Annotated in this window: 16 protein-coding genes; 8 read left to right on the top strand and 8 right to left on the bottom strand. The window is 59.7% G+C overall.

Translation table 11 applies throughout. From position 1 onward, the window contains the following. Window positions 1–78 precede the first annotated feature (78 nt). The 3 genes from BBB56_RS02280 to BBB56_RS02270 all read left to right on the top strand — a co-directional run bounded on the left by BBB56_RS02280 (window position 79) and on the right by BBB56_RS02270 (window position 3,283). Window positions 79–288, top strand: a complete 210-nt coding sequence (locus BBB56_RS02280) for a YdgH/BhsA/McbA family protein (RefSeq protein ID WP_123798393.1) — start codon at window positions 79–81, stop codon at window positions 286–288. A gap of 207 nt (window positions 289–495) precedes the next feature. Beyond that, window positions 496–1,536 (top strand): 7-bladed beta-propeller protein YncE, encoded by a 1,041-nt coding sequence (yncE, locus tag BBB56_RS02275; RefSeq protein ID WP_123798391.1) that lies wholly within the window; start codon window positions 496–498, stop codon window positions 1,534–1,536. Between the two features lie 109 nt (window positions 1,537–1,645). After that, the gene (locus BBB56_RS02270; protein WP_123798390.1) at window positions 1,646–3,283 is read left to right on the top strand and encodes a dihydroxyacetone kinase subunit DhaK; all 1,638 of its coding nucleotides are present in this window, start codon (window positions 1,646–1,648) and stop codon (window positions 3,281–3,283) included. Between the two features lie 140 nt (window positions 3,284–3,423). Here BBB56_RS02270 and sbmA read toward each other — a convergent pair whose 3' ends face one another. Then, window positions 3,424–4,665, bottom strand: a complete 1,242-nt coding sequence (gene sbmA, locus BBB56_RS02265; RefSeq protein ID WP_123798388.1) for a peptide antibiotic transporter SbmA — start codon at window positions 4,663–4,665, stop codon at window positions 3,424–3,426. Between the two features lie 296 nt (window positions 4,666–4,961). Here sbmA and BBB56_RS02260 point away from each other — a divergent pair, with 296 nt between their 5' ends. Genes BBB56_RS02260 through BBB56_RS02250 form a run of 3 tightly spaced genes read left to right on the top strand, consistent with a single transcriptional unit; the run spans window position 4,962 to window position 8,807 of the window. After that, window positions 4,962–5,693, top strand: a complete 732-nt coding sequence (locus BBB56_RS02260) for a gluconate 2-dehydrogenase subunit 3 family protein (RefSeq protein ID WP_123798386.1) — start codon at window positions 4,962–4,964, stop codon at window positions 5,691–5,693. Between the two features lie 2 nt (window positions 5,694–5,695). Then, window positions 5,696–7,480 (top strand): GMC family oxidoreductase, encoded by a 1,785-nt coding sequence (locus BBB56_RS02255; RefSeq protein WP_123798384.1) that lies wholly within the window; start codon window positions 5,696–5,698, stop codon window positions 7,478–7,480. Window positions 7,481–7,490: 10 nt separating this feature from the next. Continuing rightward, window positions 7,491–8,807: a c-type cytochrome gene (locus BBB56_RS02250; protein ID WP_123798382.1), complete on the top strand. Its 1,317-nt coding sequence runs from the start codon at window positions 7,491–7,493 to the stop codon at window positions 8,805–8,807. 48 nt (window positions 8,808–8,855) lie between these two features. On the opposite strand, the gene BBB56_RS02245 is transcribed toward BBB56_RS02250, so the two are convergent. The 4 genes from BBB56_RS02245 to BBB56_RS02230 all read right to left on the bottom strand — a co-directional run bounded on the left by BBB56_RS02245 (window position 8,856) and on the right by BBB56_RS02230 (window position 14,805). Beyond that, complete coding sequence (locus BBB56_RS02245) at window positions 8,856–10,268, bottom strand: MFS transporter (protein ID WP_123798380.1); 1,413 nt, start codon at window positions 10,266–10,268, stop codon at window positions 8,856–8,858. A 186-nt stretch (window positions 10,269–10,454) separates the two neighbouring features. Beyond that, a complete protein-coding gene (gene abgT / locus BBB56_RS02240; RefSeq protein ID WP_123798378.1) occupies window positions 10,455–11,975 on the bottom strand; it encodes a p-aminobenzoyl-glutamate transporter in 1,521 nt (506 codons plus the stop codon). A 77-nt stretch (window positions 11,976–12,052) separates the two neighbouring features. Then, a complete protein-coding gene (locus tag BBB56_RS02235; protein ID WP_123798376.1) occupies window positions 12,053–13,495 on the bottom strand; it encodes a M20 family metallopeptidase in 1,443 nt (480 codons plus the stop codon). Beyond that, window positions 13,492–14,805: an amidohydrolase gene (locus tag BBB56_RS02230; protein WP_123798374.1), complete on the bottom strand. Its 1,314-nt coding sequence runs from the start codon at window positions 14,803–14,805 to the stop codon at window positions 13,492–13,494. Before BBB56_RS02230 ends, BBB56_RS02235 begins: the two co-directional genes overlap by 4 nt. Before the next feature lie 104 nt (window positions 14,806–14,909). On the opposite strand from BBB56_RS02230, the gene BBB56_RS02225 reads away from it, so the two are divergent. Both BBB56_RS02225 and yjdN read left to right on the top strand, forming a co-directional pair. Then, entirely contained in the window at window positions 14,910–15,806 is an 897-nt protein-coding gene (locus BBB56_RS02225; RefSeq protein WP_123798372.1) for a LysR family transcriptional regulator, read from the top strand. 73 nt (window positions 15,807–15,879) lie between these two features. Next, window positions 15,880–16,317 carry a VOC family metalloprotein YjdN gene (yjdN, locus tag BBB56_RS02220; protein ID WP_123798370.1) on the top strand — a complete coding sequence of 146 codons (438 nt, stop codon included), beginning with the start codon at window positions 15,880–15,882 and terminating at the stop codon, window positions 16,315–16,317. 280 nt (window positions 16,318–16,597) lie between these two features. On the opposite strand, the gene BBB56_RS02215 is transcribed toward yjdN, so the two are convergent. The 3 genes from BBB56_RS02215 to BBB56_RS02205 all read right to left on the bottom strand — a co-directional run bounded on the left by BBB56_RS02215 (window position 16,598) and on the right by BBB56_RS02205 (window position 19,748). Further along, window positions 16,598–17,464, bottom strand: a complete 867-nt coding sequence (locus tag BBB56_RS02215; protein WP_123798368.1) for a nucleoside-specific channel-forming protein Tsx — start codon at window positions 17,462–17,464, stop codon at window positions 16,598–16,600. Between the two features lie 272 nt (window positions 17,465–17,736). Continuing rightward, window positions 17,737–19,092, bottom strand: a complete 1,356-nt coding sequence (locus BBB56_RS02210; protein WP_123798366.1) for a sensor histidine kinase — start codon at window positions 19,090–19,092, stop codon at window positions 17,737–17,739. Further along, on the bottom strand, window positions 19,089–19,748 hold the full coding sequence (locus tag BBB56_RS02205; protein WP_123798364.1) for a response regulator: 660 nt from the start codon (window positions 19,746–19,748) through the stop codon (window positions 19,089–19,091). Before BBB56_RS02205 ends, BBB56_RS02210 begins: the two co-directional genes overlap by 4 nt. Window positions 19,749–19,799: the final 51 nt, after the last annotated feature.

The raw sequence follows: 19,799 nt of genomic DNA, 5'->3' as shown, positions 1-19,799 counted from the left end.
GGCAGCTTCCCCGTTCTATTATCTCTCTCAACAAGGCGACACGCCTTACTCAACTCAATATCTGTTAAGGAAATGACCATGAACACTATCAAAACTTTTGCTGCTGTAATCGCTCTCTCCTTTCTGCCGCTCACCAGCTTCGCCCAGAGCGTGACCGCTGTGGACTCCACTCTGGACGGCGCTGAAGCCAAAATCGCCGCTCAGGCTAAAGAAGCGGGCGCGTCATATAAAGTGACCGAAGCCTACAACAACAACGGCGTGCACATGACGGCCGAACTGTTGAAATAAGCGAAATGCAGTTGCTGACAGGGCGCCTCAGGGCGCCCTGGCGGCGTTCAGGCGCCTGAAAACGCTTTCCTTTCGGCAATAAATCCTTATGATTTGCCAAAAACTTATCTGCTTTCGGCCTCCGGGCTGCTGTCTCTTTTTGTCTGCTTTGCAATGTGAGCTTTCCTGCACTGCCTGATGGCGGTGAATTTTTGCTATGGAGAGATCATGACATCCTTATCTTTTGCGCTGCGCAGCACGCTATTTGCGAGCCTGCTCTTTTCCGCCACCGGCATGCTGGCGCATGCGGACGAACTCAGTCAGCCGATTAGCAAAGGCGCGTATGAACTGGCCTTTAGCTCTCGCGACAACGCCCTGTTCCTCGCCGCTTCGCAGGGCAATGATGCGCAGGGCGGCGCGGTGTTTCGCCTCGACCCGCACAGCCTGGCGATTACGCAAACTATCCCCACCGAATTAAAAAACTTTGGCGCGGCGATTAACCCGCAAACCAACGTGCTCTATATCGGCAATACGGTAAACGGCGCGCTGACCGCCATCGACGCGACCAGCGGCAAGGTGATGAATACCCTGGTGCTGGACGGTCGTCAGCGCAGCGAAAGCGTGCGCCCTTTGCAGCCGCGCGAGGTTGCCGTCGATGTGAAAACCAATCGCGTTTACGTAACCGGCCTGGGGCCGCAGAGCGTAGTGTGGGTCGTTGACGGCAAAACGCTTCAGCTGATTAGCGTGGTTCCCGGTACTGGCAAGATGGGCACCGGGCTGGCGGTGGACAGCGAGCGGCAGAAACTTTATGTCACCAACGCCGACGGTGAACTGGTCACCATCAACACCCGCACCAACGCCATTGAAAAGCGCCAGAAGATCGACGGCGATAAGGCGCACTTCTTTTTGAATATCGCGCTGGACAGCAAAGGCCAGCGCGCATTCCTCAGCGATGCAAAGCAGGCGCAGGTGCAGGTCGTTGATCTGCGCGACGGCTCGCTTATCCAGGCGATCGAGGTGCCGGAATCGCTGGCGGTGCTGTTCAATCCAGCAAGCAACGAGCTGTACGTCACCCATCGTAACGCGGGCGAGGTCAGCATCATCGACGCCGACCGCTACAGGGTAAAACGCCGCGTTAAAACGCCGGGGCTGCCCAACAGCCTGGCGCTGTCGGCTGACGGCAAAACGCTGTTTGTCAGCGTCAAACAGCCTGGCTCGCGCAAAGCGCCGCCAAAAAACCCGGACAGCGTGATGCGCATCGCGCTTTAATTTTCCCTCTCTCTTCAGGGGCGGCCGCTGCGCCGCCCTTTGTATTTCTTCGGCTACCTTTATTAGCGTGCCGCTGCCTGGCGGCATCAACACCAACGGAGAGGATGCAATGAGCCAGTTCCTGATGAATGAAAAAAATAATCTGGTCAACGAAGCGATCGAAGGCGTGCTGCTGAGCACGCCGTGGCATAACCTCAGCCGCCTTGATCTGGGCGAAGACATTCGCGTTGTGGTGCGTAACGACTGGGATAAAAGCAAGGTCGCGCTGATTTCAGGCGGTGGTTCAGGACATGAGCCGGCCCACGCCGGTTTCGTCGGCAAAGGCATGCTGACCGCTGCGGTGTGCGGCGATATTTTCGCCTCGCCCAGCGTCGATGCGGTGCTGAGCGCCATTATCAACGTCACCGGCGACGCCGGTTGTCTGCTGATTGTAAAAAACTACACTGGCGATCGTCTGAATTTTGGCCTGGCGGCCGAGAAGGCGCGCGCGCAGGGCTATCGGGTCGAAATGGTCATGGTGCAGGACGATATTGCGCTGCCGGAAAATCCGCAGCCGCGCGGCATCGCAGGCACCGCGCTGATCCATAAAATCGCGGGCTTTGCCGCAGAGCAGGGGCAGTCGCTGGAGCAGGTGAAAACCCTGGCGCAGCGGGCGATCAAAGCAACGGCGAGCATTGGCGTGGCCTTTTCGACCTGCCATATTCCAGGGGAAAGGCGCGATAACCGCGTGAAAGAGGGAGAGAGCGAACTGGGGATGGGGATCCACGGCGAGCCGGGCGTCATCACGCTGGATACGCAAAACAGCACGCAGCTGGTCAGCATCATGACGCAAAAGCTGGCCAGCAGTCTCTCCTCCGGCACTAAAGCGGTACTGCTGGTCAACAACCTCGGCGGCTTCTCTATGCTGGAGCTGGCGCTGGTCACGCGCGACGTGCTGAAAAGCCCGCTGGCGGCGCAGGTAAGCCATCTGATCGGCCCGGCCACGCTGGTGAGCGCGCTGGATATGAAAGGGTTTTCCCTGACGGTGTTGCAGGTCGAAGCGGCGTTTCTGGAGGCGTTGAAAGCGCCGGTCGAAGTGCTGGGCTGGGCGCCGATCCATGCGGTTGAACCTGTTACCACCCTGACCAGCGAGCGGGTGGTCAGCCAGCTGGAAGTCACGCCGTCGCAGGATGAGCAGGCGGCGCAGGTGGTGAGCCGCGTGGCGCAGACGCTGATCGATCTGGAAGCGGAACTCAATGCGCTGGATGCTAAAGTCGGCGACGGCGATACCGGCTCGACCTTTGCGGCCGGCGCGCGCAAGGTGAAAAGCGCGCTGGAGGCGCGGCAGCTGCCGCTGGCGGATCTGCCGTCGCTGTTCGCGCTGGTGGGCGAGCAGCTGGCGACGGTGATGGGCGGATCGAGCGGCGTGCTGATGTCAATTATGTTTACCGCTGCGGGCCAGCATCTGACGCAGGGCGGCACGCTGCCGGAGGCGCTGAAGCAGGGGCTGGAGCAGATGAAGCACTACGGCGGCGCGCAGGTCGGTCACCGCACGCTGATCGACGCGCTGGAACCGGCGCTGGATGCGCTGGTGGCGGGCAAAACCCTGGCAGAGGCGGCTGAAGCGGCCGCGCAGGGGGCGGAGGCGACCGCGCAGATGCAGAAGGCAGGCGCGGGGCGCGCATCCTACTTAAATCAGCAGACGCTGGATGGGGTAAAAGATCCCGGCGCGTACGCCGTCGAGAAGGTGTTTGCCGCGCTGGTTTAAGCTGAGACACGCTGTCGGCAGGAGGCTGACCCGCGCAGATACGCACCTCATCCCTGAGGTGCGCCTTTCAGCGGACGGCGGTGTGACGGGAAACCGCCCGGCTCCTGTTACCGTCGCCCAGCAGGGTTACGCCGGACGTCTTACTCGTTTTCCGCCGCTTCGCGCATCATCTCCTGATGCGGAATATCCTGCAAAATCTGCTCAAAGCTGCGCAGACGTTTGTAGATCGACATCAGCTCCACCAGCGTTGACCACGAGGTGATCAGATACTGAAACGAGGAGCGCACCTGATCGAACACGTTGGTGATCTGGTTCAGCAGGCCGAGGGTAATGGTGCCCGCCACGATGGAGGGAAACAGCACGAACAGGCCGAACACGTTATCCACCTGTAAATAGAGGATGCGGGTGATATTAAAATAGAGATAGTGAAAGTAGAGGCGGAAATAGTTACGGCGTACGCGGCTGAACAGCGTCTGCACCGTCGGCGGCGTGGCGCGCTCGGGATTGTCCTCGCCATACACCAGCTCTTTACGATAGGCCGCTTCGACCCGCTGATTGCGGAACTCCAGCCCCGGCAGCTTAATCCCCACCAGCGCCAGCAGCGCCGTACCAAACAGCGACCAGAGCAGCGCGGCGATCACCAGCGCGTAAGGGATATTGCCCAGAATCGGCACATCCTTAACGTGATGCGACAGGCTGATTAACACCGGCAAAAACGCCACCAGCGTCATGATCGCCTGAATAAAGCTGACGCCCCAGCTCTCCAGCGTACTGGCGAAACGCATGGTGTCTTCCTGCACACGCTGCGCCGCGCCTTCGACATGACGCAGCCGCTGCCAGTTGTGCATGTAGTAGTTGTTCATCGCGGTACGCCAGCGGAACACCCAGTGGCTGATAAAGAACGAGTTCATTACGCCGATGACCACCGCAATCAGGGCGATGCCGAGAAACGCCAGCACTTCGGCATAAAACTGGGCTATCTGCACCGAACCGGCTTTGGTCAGCGCCTGCTGGATCAGATCGTAAAACGGACCGTACCAGGCATTGATGCCCACGCCGACCTGCACGCCGAACCAGGTGACGAAGATAATCAGCGCGGAACCCCACACCGACCAGCGCTGCCAGGGATGGTTATCAGTCACCCGCCAGACCAGCGCAAAAATTGTCACCATCAGCCAGTAATAGGCGTAGAACCACAGCTGGCTGGGCGCGATAAAGCGCGCGGCCGAGGTTGGCAGCGGCTGATGCATGGCCGCCTGTAGCGCAGGCCAGCGTGACGGCAAATCATCGGCAAAGCCAAACCAGGCAAAAATGGCGACCAGACTCCAGATCGCTGCCGAGCTAAAAAACAGCCCCGGTCGGGGAAAAAAGGACTTAAACATAGACTCTCCGCGGTAATGAGCACCTTTTATAACGTTTTTTGTCGTTATCTGTCTGTGGTGGGTTTGTATCTGGTGGTGACAGTTATGCCTGTCTCAGGTAACGCATCCTGATGAGATGTTAATGAATTTGTGCGGATTTGTTTCTGGGATCTAAATGTTTTACCGCAACGGTGTTACACTATTGCCCGCTGTTACCGGTAACAGTACTGCTGTATCCCTTAATCCGCATAAAAAAATCATTACAACGCAACTGTTTAACTTTCATGCCGCATTATAAGCGGTACTGAGGCAATGTCATGTCAGAACAAAAACGTGGGCAGACACGCAGGGATTTTCTGTTAAAAACCATCGCGCTGGCGCCCGCTATGGCAGCCGGAAGCGCAGTAGTAGGCGGGTTTAGCGTAGCGCCTGCGGCGCAGGCCGCCGACCCCGCCGCCGCGCAGCCCGCGCGCGACTATCAGCCAGGCTGGTTTACCGCCGAAGAGTTCGCTTTTATCAAGGCCGCCGTGGCGCGCCTCATCCCCAATGACGAACGGGGACCCGGCGCGCTGGAAGCGGGCGTGCCGGAGTTTATCGATCGCCAGATGAACACGCCCTATGCGACCGGGGCTAACTGGTATATGCAGGGACCCTTCAATCCCGATCTGCCGAAAGAGCTGGGCTATCAGCTGCCGCTGGTGCCGCAGCAGATCTACCGTCTCGGCCTCGCCGATGCCGATGACTACAGCAAACGTCAGCATGGCAAAGTGTTTGCCGATCTTAGCGGCGAACAGCAGGATGCGCTGCTGTCGGCGATGGAGAGCGGCCAGGCCGATTTCCATCAGCTCCCGGCAAAAACCTTCTTCGCCTTTCTGATCCAGAACACCCGTGAAGGTTTCTTTAGCGATCCGATCCACGGCGGCAACCAGAATATGGTGGGCTGGAAGCTGATCGGCTTCCCTGGCGCGCGCGCCGATTTTATGGACTGGGTAGAGCGCGGCGAACATTATCCGTTCCCGTCGGTGTCGATTCGCGGAGAGCGTGCGTAACCATGGCAAATGAAATGAAAAAAGCAGACGCGGTGATTGTGGGTTTCGGCTGGGCCGGGGCAATCATGGCGAAAGAGCTGACCGAAGCCGGTCTCAGCGTCGTCGCGCTGGAGCGCGGTCCGCATCGTGATACCTATCCCGATGGTTCTTATCCGCAGTCGATTGACGAGCTGACCTACAACATCCGTAAAAAGCTGTTCCAGGATCTGTCGAAAAGCACCGTGACCATCCGTCACGACGCCTCGCAGACGGCGGTTCCCTATCGCCAGCTGGCAGCGTTTCTGCCCGGCACCGGGACGGGCGGCGCGGGGCTGCACTGGTCCGGCGTGCACTTCCGCGTCGACCCGACCGAACTGCGCCAGCGCAGCCATTACGAAGAGCGCTACGGCAAAAACTTTATCCCGGAAGGCATGACGATTCAGGACTTCGGCGTCACCTACGACGAGCTGGAGCCGTTCTTCGACAAGGCGGAAAAAGTGTTCGGCACCTCCGGCACGCCGTGGAGCATTAAAGGGCAGGTGATCGGCAAGGATAGCGGCGGCAACCCGTTCGCGCCGGATCGCTCCGATAAATTTCCCCTGCCTGCGCAGAAGCGCACGTATTCGGCGCAGCTGTTTGCCGAGGCGGCGAAATCCGTTGGCTACCATCCTTACGATCTGCCGTCGGCCAACACCTCTGGCCCTTACACCAATACCTATGGCGCGCAGATGGGTCCGTGCAACTTCTGCGGCTATTGCAGCGGTTACGCCTGCTACATGTATTCCAAAGCCTCGCCGAACGTCAATATTCTGCCCGCGCTGCGCCAGGAGTCGAAGTTCGAGCTGCGCAATAACGCCTACGTGCTGCGCGTCAACCTGACCGACGATAAAAAGCGCGCCACCGGCGTGACCTACGTCGACGCGCAGGGGCGTGAAGTGGTGCAGCCTGCGGACCTGGTGATCCTCTCGGCGTTCCAGTTCCATAACGTGCACCTGATGCTGCTCTCCGGTATCGGCAAGCCTTACAACCCGATTACCAATGAAGGCACCGTGGGACGCAACTTCGCCTATCAGAACATCTCGACGCTGAAGGCGCTGTTCGACAAAAACACCACTACCAACCCGTTTATTGGCGCGGGCGGCGCGGGCGTTGGCGTCGATGACTTTAACGCCGATAACTTCGACCACGGACCGCACGGCTTCGTCGGGGGTTCGCCGTTCTGGGTAAACCAGGCGGGCACCAAGCCGATCTCCGGCTTGCCGACGCCGACCGGCACGCCAAACTGGGGCAGCAAGTGGAAAGCGGCCGTCGCCGACACCTATACGCACCATATCTCCATGGATGCCCACGGCGCGCACCAGTCTTACCGCGTTAACTATCTGGATCTCGATCCCAACTACAAAGACGCCTACGGCCAGCCGCTGCTGCGTATGACCTTTGACTGGCAGGATAACGATATCAGGATGGCGCAGTTTATGGTCGGCAAGATGCATAAGATTGCCGAGGCGATGAGTCCGAAGATGATTATCGGCGGCGCGAAAAAGCCAGGCAGCCATTTCGACACCACGGTTTATCAGACCACGCACATCAGCGGCGGCGCGATCATGGGCGAAGATCCGTCAACCAGCGCGGTTAACCGCTATCTGCAAAGCTGGGACGTGCCTAACGTCTTTGTGCCGGGCGCATCGGCCTTCCCGCAGGGGCTGGGCTACAACCCGACGGGCATGGTGGCGGCGCTGACCTACTGGTCGGCGAAGGCGATCCGCGAGCAGTATCTGAAAAATCCGGGTCCACTGGTGCAGGCATAAGGAAATGGCGATGAAAAACGGCTTACTGGCCCTGATTCTGGGCACGATGACCTTTGCTGCGCTGGCAGACGACAACGGCGGCGATCAGGTAAAACGCGGCGAGTATCTGGCGCGCGCGGGCGACTGTATCGCCTGCCACACCAGCAAGGATGGCAAACCCTTTGCTGGCGGACTGCCGATGGCGACGCCGATCGGCACCATCTACTCCACCAATATCACGCCGGACAAGACGACCGGTATTGGCGACTACAGCTATGACGACTTCCAGAAGGCGGTGCGTCACGGCGTGGCGAAAAATGGCGATACCCTCTATCCGGCGATGCCTTATCCCTCTTATGCGGTGGTAAGCGACGAGGATATGCAGGCGCTGTACGCTTACTTTATGCACGGCGTCGCGCCGGTTGAGCAGGCTAACCACAAAAGCGACATTCCCTGGCCGCTGTCGATGCGCTGGCCGCTGGCGATCTGGCGCTCGGTGTTTGCGCCGGACGTGAAGGCGTTCCAGCCTGCGGCGCAGGAAGATCCTGAGCTGGCGCGCGGTCGCTATCTGGTGGAAGGGCTGGGCCACTGCGGCGCCTGTCATACCCCGCGCAGCATCACCATGCAGGAAAAAGCGCTTAACAACGGCGAAGGCAACGACTATCTGGCGGGCAGCAGCGCGCCGATTGACGGCTGGACCGCCAGCAACCTGCGCGGCGATAACCGCGACGGGCTGGGGCGCTGGAGCGAGGAAGATCTGCGTCAGTTCCTGCGCTATGGCCGCAACGATCACACCGCCGCGTTTGGCGGCATGACCGAGGTGGTGGAGCACAGCCTGCAACACCTGAGCGATAAAGACGTCGCCGCCATTGCCCGCTACCTGAAGTCGCTCGGCGCGAAGGACCCGAACCAGGCCGCCTTCAGCGTGGATGACGCCACGGCGAAAGCGCTGTGGAAAGGCGATGACAGCGCGACCGGCGCATCGGTCTATGTGGACAGCTGTGCGGCCTGTCATAAAACCGACGGCAGCGGCTATCAGCGTTTCTTCCCGGCGCTGCGCGGCAATCCGGTGGTGATGGCTGAGGATCCAACCTCGCTGATCCATATCGTACTGGCAGGCGGAACCCTGCCGGGCGTGAAAGGCGCGCCGTCAACCATCACTATGCCCGCATTCGGCTGGCGGCTGAACGATCAGCAGGTCGCCGACGTGGTGAACTTTATTCGCACCAGCTGGGGGAATGGCGGCAAGTCTGACGTGACGGCCAGGGATGTGGCGAAGCTGCGCAAAGATAAGACCATTCAGCCTTATCAGGGCAGCGCGGATATTCATCAGCTCGAAAATCAGTAAAACATCCATCAAGGCGCTCCGGCTGAGGCTGGAGCGCCTTTTTTATACTCAGATATTTTCCAGATCGATACCGCGGGTTTTCGGCCCGTAAATCCCCACCGACAGCATGACCATCAGCATACTCACCACGATAAAGGCGATAACGCCCTGGCTGCCCGCATACTGCAAAATCAGTCCGATCAGTATGCTGCTGAATGCCGTCGACAGGCGGCTAAAGGAGTAGCAAAAGCCCACCGCGCGGGCGCGGATATGGGTGGGAAAAATCTCTGTCTGATAGGCGTGATAGCTAAAGGTCAGCCAGGCGTTGGAGTAAGTAATCAGGAAGCCGCAGATAATCAATAATATCGGGTTGGTCTGAAAGGCAAACAGCGTGCCGAACACCACGGTCATCAGACAGGACAAGACGATCTGCCACTTATTCTCAATCCTGTCGGCGTAGCGGCTACAGATCAGCGAACCCAGCGGGTAGGCGAGCGTGATAAAAAAGGCGTAGAGCAGGCTGTGGGTGGCGGTCGCGCCTTTGCCTGACAGCAGCGCGGGCAGCCAGTTGCCGAAGCCGAAAAAGCCAATCGCCTGAAAGAAGTTCATGACCACCAGCATCAGGGTGCGTTTGCGGTAAGCGGGCGCCCAGATTTCGCTAAAACTGCCGCGCTTCGGCAGCTGCGCCGCCGCGTCATCCTGAGGAAAATCCGCGCCTGGCGCGACGCCGCAGCGTTTCTCCATTGCGCTCAGCACCTGATGCGCCTCCTGGTGGCGGCCCTGCTGCGCCAGCCAGCGTGCCGATTCCGGCAGATCCTTACGGATAAACCAGATCACCAGCGAGCAGAGCGCGCCTGCGATCACTACCCAGCGCCAGCCTTCCAGACTGAGCAGCGTTTGCGGCACCAGCCACCAGGACATCAGCGCCACCGCAGGCACCGAAAGAAACTGCACGAAGAAAGAGAAGGCGAAGGCGCGGCTGCGCAGATGCGTCGGCACCCACTCCGAGAGATAGGTGTCGATGGTCACCAGCTCAATGCCAAGGCCAATGCCCACCAGAAAGCGGAACAGAATGATCATCTCTGCGCTCTGCTGGAACGCCATCAGCAGCGAGAAAACGCCATACCACGCCAGCGCGCACATAAAGGTCAGGCGGCGGCCAAAGCGATCGGCGTAAGGCGCAAGCAGGCTGGCGCCGACAAACAGGCCGAGAAAGGTGGCGGAGGCAAAAGCCGCCTGATCGGCAATGCCGAACACGCCAGCGCTGCCGGTGTGGAAAACGCCAGCGGCCAGCAGCCCTGAGCTGATATAGCCGGTTTCGAACAGATCGTAGAGTTCAAAAAAACCGCCGAGCGCGAGTAGGGTGATAAAACGCCATAAACCGCGTGAAGAAGGCAGGGCGTCAATGCGCCCTGCCAGGCTGTTATTCGGCGCTGGCGCAGCGAAACCCGGCGCCATCCCTGAAGTGCAGGCTGTTGTCATTTTGGTGTGAACCTCGGTGTGACGATGTTTGCATAACCTGCTAACGGCATGGCGATGTTGTAAAAATAGTGACCGTTAGCAAGCGAAGAGAGTGCAGAATAATCAATTCGGCGATCCTTGCCGAGAGGGTTGGTGGTGAGTTTTTAGCAACGCACGTTGCAGTTTCCGCCGTCCCTGGCGCAGGCGTTACGGCATCTGCGGCCAGACGCCCGGACCAATGGGTAAGCCCAGCGCATACCAGGCCAGCAGCAGCGCAATCCAGGTAATAAAGAACACCAGCGGATAGGGGAAGATCAGCACGTAGTAGGTGCCGAGCTGCGCGTCCTTCTGGTAGCGCTGCAAAAAGGCGAGGAACAGCGGCAAGAAGGGCGACATCGGGGCCAGCGGCAGCACCGCCGAATCGGCAATGCGGAAGATCATCTGGGCGAAGGCAGGGTGAAAGCCCAGCAGCATAAACATCGGCACGAACACCGGGGCCAGAATAGACCAGATCGCCGACCCGCTGGCGATAAACATGCAAAGAAACGCCGACAGGAACATCAGGCCGAGAAAGGCGGGCGCGCCGCTGATGCCCGCGCTCTCCAGCACGTCAGTCAGCCCGATGGCCATAAACTTGCCCATGTTGCTCCAGTTAAAGAACGCCACGAACTGCGACAGCGGAAACACCATAACAATAAAGCCCGCCATGCTTTTCATCGGATCGACCAGCAGCTGCGGAATATCGTCCGGGCGACGGATCTGCTTCGTGACCACGCCGTAAACAATCGCCACGACAAAAAAGAACAGAATAATGATCGGCACAATGCCTTTAATAAACGGCGAGGGCACGATGCCGCCGGTGTGGGGATCGCGCAGCGGGGCCTGTTCCGGCACCACCAGCAGCGCCATCAGGCCGATAAACAGCAGGGCGGCGATGCCCGCCGCGCGCAGGCCGCGGTTCTCCAGCGGCGTTAGCGCCGCCAGCCGCTCGCCGCTGCCTTCTTTCCACTGCGGCAGACGAGGTTCAACGAACTTATCGGTCAGGATCGCCCCCGCGATGGTCAGCACAATCACCGACGACGCCATAAAGAACCAGTTATCGATCACGCTGACGTGCACCGTATCGCTTACCGCCTTCGCCGCCTCGCTACTGATGCCGGAGAGCAGCACGTCGGTGGTGACGATCAGCAGATTCGCGGTAAAGCCGGACGCGACGCCGGCAATCGCCGCCAGCAGTCCCGCCACGGGGTGACGACCCACGGCAAGAAAGATCAGCGCGCCAAGCGGCGGCATCACCACCAGCGCCGCGTCGGAAGAGATATGGCTGAAAAAGGCGATAAACAGCACCATATAGCTGGCGTAGCGGCGGCTCACGCGCGAGGCCATCTTGACCATCAGCGACTGCAACAGACCGACTTTTTCCGCCAGCCCCGCGCCAATCACCAGCGCCAGGATCGAGCCGAGCGGCGTAAAGCTGCTGAAGTTTTTAATGATGTTGGGCAGGATCCACTGCAAACCGGCGACGCTCAACAGGTTGTTGACGCGCACCATCTCGCCGCTGGCGGGATTTTTTACCGCCATACCCAGACTGCTGATGATGGCGGTGGCCACCATCAGTACCACGATTAAATAGACAAACAGCAGGAAAGGGTTGGGGACTTTGTTGCCGACCCGCTCGATCCAGCCGAAAACTTTCCCTGGGCTGCGATTCTCCGACATTACGGTCATGATATTCCTCGTCTTGTATGGTCGTGTTTGCGTTTTTTTATTGTGTTATCGGTCCGCGCCTGAGGCGCGGCCGTGGCTCAATTGGCCAGTTTTGAAGGCGTGACGCCTTCGGGTATCGGGCATTGATAGGGCTGCGCGCGGCGCACCCGTTCAAACTCGTCGCGACAGCGCGCCAGCGCCTGCGCATCGGTGAGCAGATCCAGCACGGTCGCGGCCATCACCTTGCCTGCCAGCAGCATGCCTTTATGCGCGATGCTGGTGCGGCCCTGCGCCACCAGCTGCCAGGTGTGTAGCGGCGTGCCGAAGGTAAAGCAGGGCGTAAAGCACTGCGCAACCGGCGTCACCCAGCTGACGTCGCCGACGTCGGTAGAGCCGTAAAGCAGCTCGCGTGTCGCCACGCAGGGGGCGACCTCATCCATCAGCAGTTTGTCGCCGTGCGTCTCAATCCATGCCGCGCCCGCCTCGCCGCCGGTACGCGCCGCGTTCAGTCGGGCGTTATGCAGATCGTCCTCGCTCAGCGTGGCGCGGATTTCAGCCGCAAACGCGCGCTCCTCGTCGCTGTAGCGCGGCAGACCGAAATGATGCAAATATCGCTCCATTACCGCTTCCAGCGCGCGGTTGGGCACGTAATTAGAGCAGGCTTTATCGAAGCGCACCCTGACCTGGGTGTCGGTCATCAGCGCCGCGCCTTTGGCGATATTAATGACGCGCTGATAAATCTCCTGCGCCTGCGGCAGCGCTGGCGCGCGGATCAGATAGAGCACTTCCGCGTCGGCCTGTACCACGTTGGGGGAGACGCCGCCGCTGTTGGTGACCGCATAGTGCAGCCGCGCCTCCTGCACAATATGTTCGCGCAGGAAATTCGCGCCGGTATTCATTAGCGTTACCGCGTCCAGCGCGCTGCGTCCCAGATGGGGCGAGTTGGCCGCGTGCGCCGCCACGCCTTTGAAGTGAAAGGCCGCCTGGATATTGGCCAGGGTGCTGAGATTAAACAGCCCGCTAAAGCCTTCAGGATGCCAGGTGACGGCGGCGTCGACGTCGTCAAACAGTCCCTCGCGCACCATAAAGGTTTTGCCGGAGCCGCCCTCTTCGCCGGGGCAGCCGTAAAAGCGCACCGTACCGCGCCCGCCGTGCTGCTGCATCCAGGCTTTAAGCGCAAAGGCCGCCGCCACGCCTGCGGTGCCCAGCAGGTTATGGCCGCAGCCGTGGCCGTTGCCGTTCTCCTTTAGCGGTTCAGGCCGCGCGCAGCCCGCGCGCTGGCTCAGGCCCGCCAGCGCATCGAACTCGCCGAGAATGGCGATAACCGGCTGGCCTTCGCCAGTACTGGCGATAAACGCCGTCTCAATATTGCCCACGCCGCGCGTCACGGAGAAGCCTTCCCTCTCCAGCGCGTCGGCCAGCAGCGCGCTGGACCGGGTTTCGGCAAAGCGGGTTTCCGGCGTATCCCAGATAGCGTCGCTGATGGCGGTGAAGCGCGCCTGGTTGGCTTCGATATAGTCGGCAAGAAAATCCGCGTTCATCGCCCGCCCCCGAACTGCGCCTGGTTGAGCGCCAGCGTCGCCAGCGTCTGCACCGCTTTACCCATTACGCTTTCGTCAAAGTCGAACTTCGCGTTATGGTGGCCTGCCGCCAGTTCGCAGCCAAAAATGGCGTAGGTCGCCTGACCGCCGCGCTGTTTCACCCGCTCCATCATGTAGGTCGCATCTTCGGAACCCGCGGCCTGCGCTTTGCGATCCACCACCGAATCGAAAATGCCCAGCGCCTCGGCCTGCTGATGCACAAAGTCAACCCAGGGCTGCGTTGGCGTGCAGCTGCGCGCCGCGCCCATCAGCTTCACCTCATACTCGACGCCGTACATCGCCGCCGCGCCAGCGATAATGCGCAGCGCCTGCTGGTAGATGTCGTCGTTGACCTGATTGCTGACGCCGCGCGTTTCGACCTTCATCAGCGCGGTGTCGGCCACCACGTTGCGGCCGGTTCCCGCCTGGAGCACGCCGACGTTAACGCGCGCCACGCCGCCGCTGTGCTGCGGCAGCCCGTGCAGCCCCAGCGTGGCCTGGGCCGCCGCCAGTAAGGCGTTGCGACCCTCTTCAGGCTTGCCGCCCGCGTGCGCGCCGACGCCGGTAAAGCGCACGTCCAGCTTGGTGGTGGCGAGAAAGCTGTCGCTGCCGCAAACCAGTTCGCCAGCGGGCACGCCGGTGCCGATATGGATAGCGGTAAAGAGATCGACATCGTCCACCACGCCCGCCTCGACCATGGCTTTTGCGCCGCGCACCCCCTCTTCGGCAGGCTGAAAGATCAGCCTGATGGTGCCGCTCAGTTGCGATTTCATCGCCATCAGCACGCTGGCGAGGCCGAGTCCAATCGTGGTGTGGCCGTCGTGGCCGCAGGCGTGCATCATGCCGGGATTACAGGAGCCGAACCCTTCGCGCTGCGGCAGGTGCTCAGCGGCCTGGCTCTCATTGAGATCCAGCGCATCCATATCGACGCGGAAGCCCATCACCGGACCGGGACGGCCGGTCTCCAGCGTGGCGACAATGCCGCAAAAGCCGCCGGAGAAGTAGTGCAGCCACTGCGGCAGCGCGCCCTGTTGCAGCGCCCGCGCCTCCTGCTGTTTAAGCACGTCGGCGTCAGGCAGGCCCATACGCGCCTCGGCGTTAATGACCTCGCGGCCCAGTTGCAGGTGATAACCCAGCTTGTGCAGCGTCTCGGCGACGCGCGTAGCGGTACGAAACTCCAGCCAGCCGGACTCGGCAAACTGGTGCAGATCGCGTCGCCAGCGTTGCATCTGAGGTTGCAGCGCCAGGACCTGCTCGGAAAGGGTTGTCATAGGAAATCCTTATTGTTGGTTTTTTATGCACACCCCCGAATTTACACAAGCCTTTCTGACCGCATAAGATGCGAATAACTTATTCCTGATAAACAGTGGTTATCATGCCTGCCCAGCTTAAACTGCATCAGCTACGCGCCTTCGTTGACGTCGCCCGTCAGGGCAGCATCCGCGCCGCAAGCCGTCTTTCCGGGCTTTCCCAGCCTGCGCTGACCAAAGCGATACAGGAACTTGAACAGGTTTTAGGCGCAAAACTCTTTATTCGCCGCCAGCAGGGTGTGGTGCTGACCGACACGGGTGATAACTTTTTTCGCCATGCCAGTCTCGTTTTAGAAGAATTACGTGTGGCGCAGGAGGATATTCAGCAGCGGCTTGGTCTGGCGGGCGGTCGCGTCAATATTGGCGTGGGAGGCAGCGTGGCGCGTACCATCATGCCGCAGGTTATCACCCAGTTTCATCGCGAATATCCGCTGGTGAAAGTGCGGATCGTCGAGGGACAGCTGGTGTCGATGATTCCAGAACTGCGCCAGGGAGAACTCGATTTCACCATTAATACCTACGATCAAAGCCATCTCGATCAGGAACTGAGCTTTGAGAAGGTGATGCAGCGTGATTACAGAGTAGTGGTGCGCAAAGGACACCCGATGGAAAAGGCGCGATCGCTGGCGGAATTGCAGCACTGCGACTGGACCATGCCGACGCCGAAGGGCAGCTACTATCGCCTGCTGCACGATCTTTTCGCCGAGCGCGGCATGGCGCCGAAGATCGTCGTCTCCTGCGAGACCTTTATGGCCTGCACCAGCCTGGTGGCGCAGAGCGATTTTGTCAGCATTCTGTCGGTAGATGTGATCAACGACGCGGTGCTGGGGCAGCATCTGGTGGCGCTGGATCTGGCGGATCCGCTGCCGCAGGCCACTTTCTACCTGATCCAGCGTAAGGATACGGCGCTGACGCCGATGAGCGCCTATATGGCGCAGCTTTTTCGACGTTATTGTCAGTAAAATCAAGAGAAAAGGGCGATCGTCTACACTTTCAGGGTGCTGTAAGAAATCCAACCGACAAACGGAGGTGAAGATGCAAGTCAGTCCTTATCTGTTTCTCTATGGCCGCTGCGAAGAGGCTATCGACTTTTACCTGGAAGCCACCGAGGGCGAGCTGCTGTACAAGATGACCTTCGGCGATATGCCGGATCAGGGCGAACAGGTCGGCGACCAGTCTGCGACGCCGCTGCCGCCAGAGAAGATCATGCATGCTCATCTGCGCATCGGCCAGGGCGAGCTGATGCTGAGCGACGGGAATACCGACCAGCCGCCGGCTTCAGAACATGCGGGCTACGCGGTCAGTTTGTCGACCACCGACGTGGAGCAGGGGAAAGTCTGGTTTGAAAAACTGTCGGCCGGTGGGAAAGTCACGACGCCGTGGCAGGAGACCTTCTGGTCGAAAGGGTTCGCCATGTTTATCGATAAGTTCGGCATTCCGTGGCGTATTAACGTGGTAAAACCGCAGCATTAAGCAGGGCCACGCAGAGCGCGTACGCGGTGAGCCTGATCCGGCAGCAAGGCGGTGATTTACAGACAGCGGTAAAGCCTGCAAGCGGGAGAGCCGATTTGAGAAACAAAGCGTGCTGCGCCAGGGGAAAAACAGGCCGCCCGGCAACGGGCGCGCCTCAGGGGTGAGACGCCTGATTGCGCAGGCCGGGCTGGTATGGATGCCCGGCCTGCGTCTTTGCTATCGGATCGGCTTTCGAGCAACCGCTCGCTTTTAAAGCGGGCGCGCTTAGCCGCCCGCGTTATCAGAAGTTATAACCCGCCACCAGGTAGTAACCCCAGCCGGTAGATTTCACTTCAAATGGACCACGGCCAAAGTTCAGCTCCTGACCATCCGCCCACTGACCGCCGTTATGGAAGTAACGCGCCACGGCGGAGATGTGCCAGTGATCGTAGCCCAGCGATAGAATATGGCTGGAGGCGATGGAGTTGCTGGTGCGCGAGGCGTCAGATTTGTCGCGCAGATCGGAACCCCAGTCAAAGTTGGTGAAGCCGATATAGCTCAGGTTGCCGCCCCACAGGGTAGTGATCGGCACCATGTACTTCACCTTGAAGCGATAGCCGTCCCAGCTGTTCTCGTTGGCCGCGCCGTAGTTTTCCCACTGATATTTGGCATAGACGTTCAGCGACAGGCCGATGTCGCTGTGCGTGTCGATGTCGGTGCCCAGACCCATATACCAGGTATTTTGACGGTTGGCGCTGTTGCGGCCCATATCGTAGATATAGTTATTGGCGAAATACCACTCTTTAAATGGACCGAAGGCCAGACTGGTGCCGGTCAGCTTGTCGATTGAGAAACGCGGCTCAATTTCCATAAACATCGGCGAGCCGTGGTCAAAAATACCGTTGGCGTTGCTGTTGCCCATGCCGAAAAAGTTAGTCAGGTCGAGATAGCCGTAAAAATCGAACCAGTCTTTCTTCGCAAAGGCTTCATATTCCAGATAGACATCGTTATTAAACTGCGGTCCGAAACGGGTGTGATAGCTGCCTACCACGTTGACGCTCTGATGCCACCAGTCGGAGAGATATTGCGGATCGCTTTCAGCGGCCTGCACGCTGCCCGCCAGAGATGTCGCCAGCAAGGCACCTGCTACCAAGGTTTTAAATGTCATTCTCATTAACCACATGCTTTCGACCGCGCAAAAACGCAGTCAAGGTGAAATCAATCCCAGAGTGGGCGGCGAAGGTGTAACCGTTTTTACTATCGGAGTGAAGCCTGCGTAGCCTGACCGTTACAGGGCGATAGAAAATAGATTTTGCTCACGTTTGTCAAAATGTGTTGCATGATGTTTACGTGAAAATGTGAAGTGCGTCACGAAATTAAGCGGCGGCGAACGGAACGCCGCAACCGTTTACGTTGTCGCTATCGCGCGCGAACGTGAAATCAGGGCAGGGTAACGCGCACCTGCAAGCCGCAAACGGCGCCCTGCGGATTGAGACAGTTGGAGAGGGAGACCTGAATATGGTGTTTTTGCGCGACGCTGCGCACGATCGACAAACCTAATCCGCTGCCCTGCGCTTTTACCTCAGGCGAACGGGTAAAGCGATCAAAGGCGCGGTCGATAAAGGATTCCGGCATACCCGGACCGTTATCAATAATATCCACCACCGTATGGTCATCTACGCGATGCAGCAGCACGTCCACCAGACTTCCTTCCGGCGTGTGCAGCATGGCGTTGCCAATCAGGTTATCGAACAAACTGCGCAGCTCGGATCGGCTGGCTTGCAGGCGGTAGTGCGTCGAGCCGTTAAAGCCGATGTCGATGCCGCGCTTATCGGCCACCACCATCAGCTGTTCGATGCTCTCTTTCAGCACCTCTTCCAGCTCAATCTGCTCAACCGTCGCCACCACGGTTTTATCTTCCTGACGCGAAATGTTGAGCAGCTGCGTAACCAGATGACGGGTGCGCGTGACGCCGGCCTCAAGCTGGTCGAACTGGCGGCTCGCTTCGCCCGGCTGGATATGCTGGCGCAGATTTTCCAGCTGAAGCGTAACGGCGGTAACCGGCGTGCGCAGCTCATGCGCGGCATCTTCCAGAAACTGCCGCTGCGACGACCAGGCGGCGCGCAGTTTATTGAGCAGCGAATTGTAGGCGTCCACCAGCGGCAGGATCTCATCCGGCAACCCTTCGGGCGACACCAGGTGAGGATGCAGCGTCTCCTGAGCGGCGATCTGGCGCGACGCGACGCGCAGATCGCGGGTAATTTTGCGCACCACCAGCCAGATCACCAGCAGCGAGAGCGGCATCATTAAAATCATCGGGATAATCGCCGCCAGCGCGCGCTGAACCATTACGGCGCGCATATAGCTGAGGTTATGCATGACCTGAATAGTTTTTATCTCGCTTCCCGGCTCGCCTGGACGAGTGTAGATCCGCCAGGCGCACTCGTCGCAGTCGCCGACCTCGATGTCGTGCCAGCCTTTTTCCGTCTGGAGCGGCGCGTGCAGCTCCGGCCAGGAGCTGGCGCGCAGCTTGCCGTTGCTGTCCCACAACTGCACCACGTAGGCGCTTTTCACCTTGTCGGCGTGCAGCATCAGCGGCATCAGCGCCGGGATCTCTTTATTGGTCGCCCAGGCGTCGGCAATTTTCGACAGCTGGTCATCTTTCATGGTGCCGATCATGTCGCCATAGCAGCTGAAGAAATACCAGGTGACGCCGCCGATCATCAGCAGATGGATAATCAGCAGCGTGCTCAGCAGCTTATTGCGCAGGGAGCGCATAAAGGTAAAGGGTTTCATAAAGCGGGTACGCGCCAGCCAAGCCCGCGCACGTTGCGAATAGCGTCATTGTCGAGCTTGCGGCGCATGCCGTGGATCAGAACATCGACCGCGTTACTGGTGACCTCTTCGCCCCAGCCGTAAATGCGATTCTCAAGCTGCTCGCGCGACAGGATCGCGCCGGGGCGCTCCAGCAGCGCGTAAAGCAGCGCATATTCGCGTGCGGTAAGCTGCTCGCGCTGGCCTTTGTAGAGCACTTCGCGCGTCATCATATCCAGCTGCACATCGCCGCTGCCAAGCAGCGAGTCCGCTGCGCCGTGGCGGCGTCGGGTTATTGCACGCATACGCGCCAGCACCTCTTGCAGATCGAAAGGTTTAAGAAGGTAGTCGTCGGCCCCGCTGTCGAGACCCTGCACGCGCTGCGCGACGGTGTCGCGCGCGGTTAAAATCAGCACCGGCGTGGCGTCGCCACGGGCGCGGGCGCGCTTCAGCACCTGTAGCCCGTCATCGCGCGGCAGGCCCAGGTCGAGCAGGACGCAGGTGTAATCGCCCTGGCTCCAGGCGTTATGGGCGAAGACGCCGTCGCGCACCCAGTCTACCGACCAGCCCGCCCCTTCCAGCGCCTGCTGCAAATTCGCGCCGATCATTTCATCATCTTCAACCAGTAACACGCGCATAGTCGATGCCCTCATCAACAGATAGCCGCAGTTTACGCCGCGATTATTAGC

This window comes from Candidatus Pantoea deserta (genome assembly GCF_003813865.1).
Taxonomy (GTDB): Bacteria; Pseudomonadota; Gammaproteobacteria; order Enterobacterales; family Enterobacteriaceae; genus Pantoea; species Pantoea deserta.
This window is presented reverse-complemented; position numbering and strand designations above follow the sequence as displayed.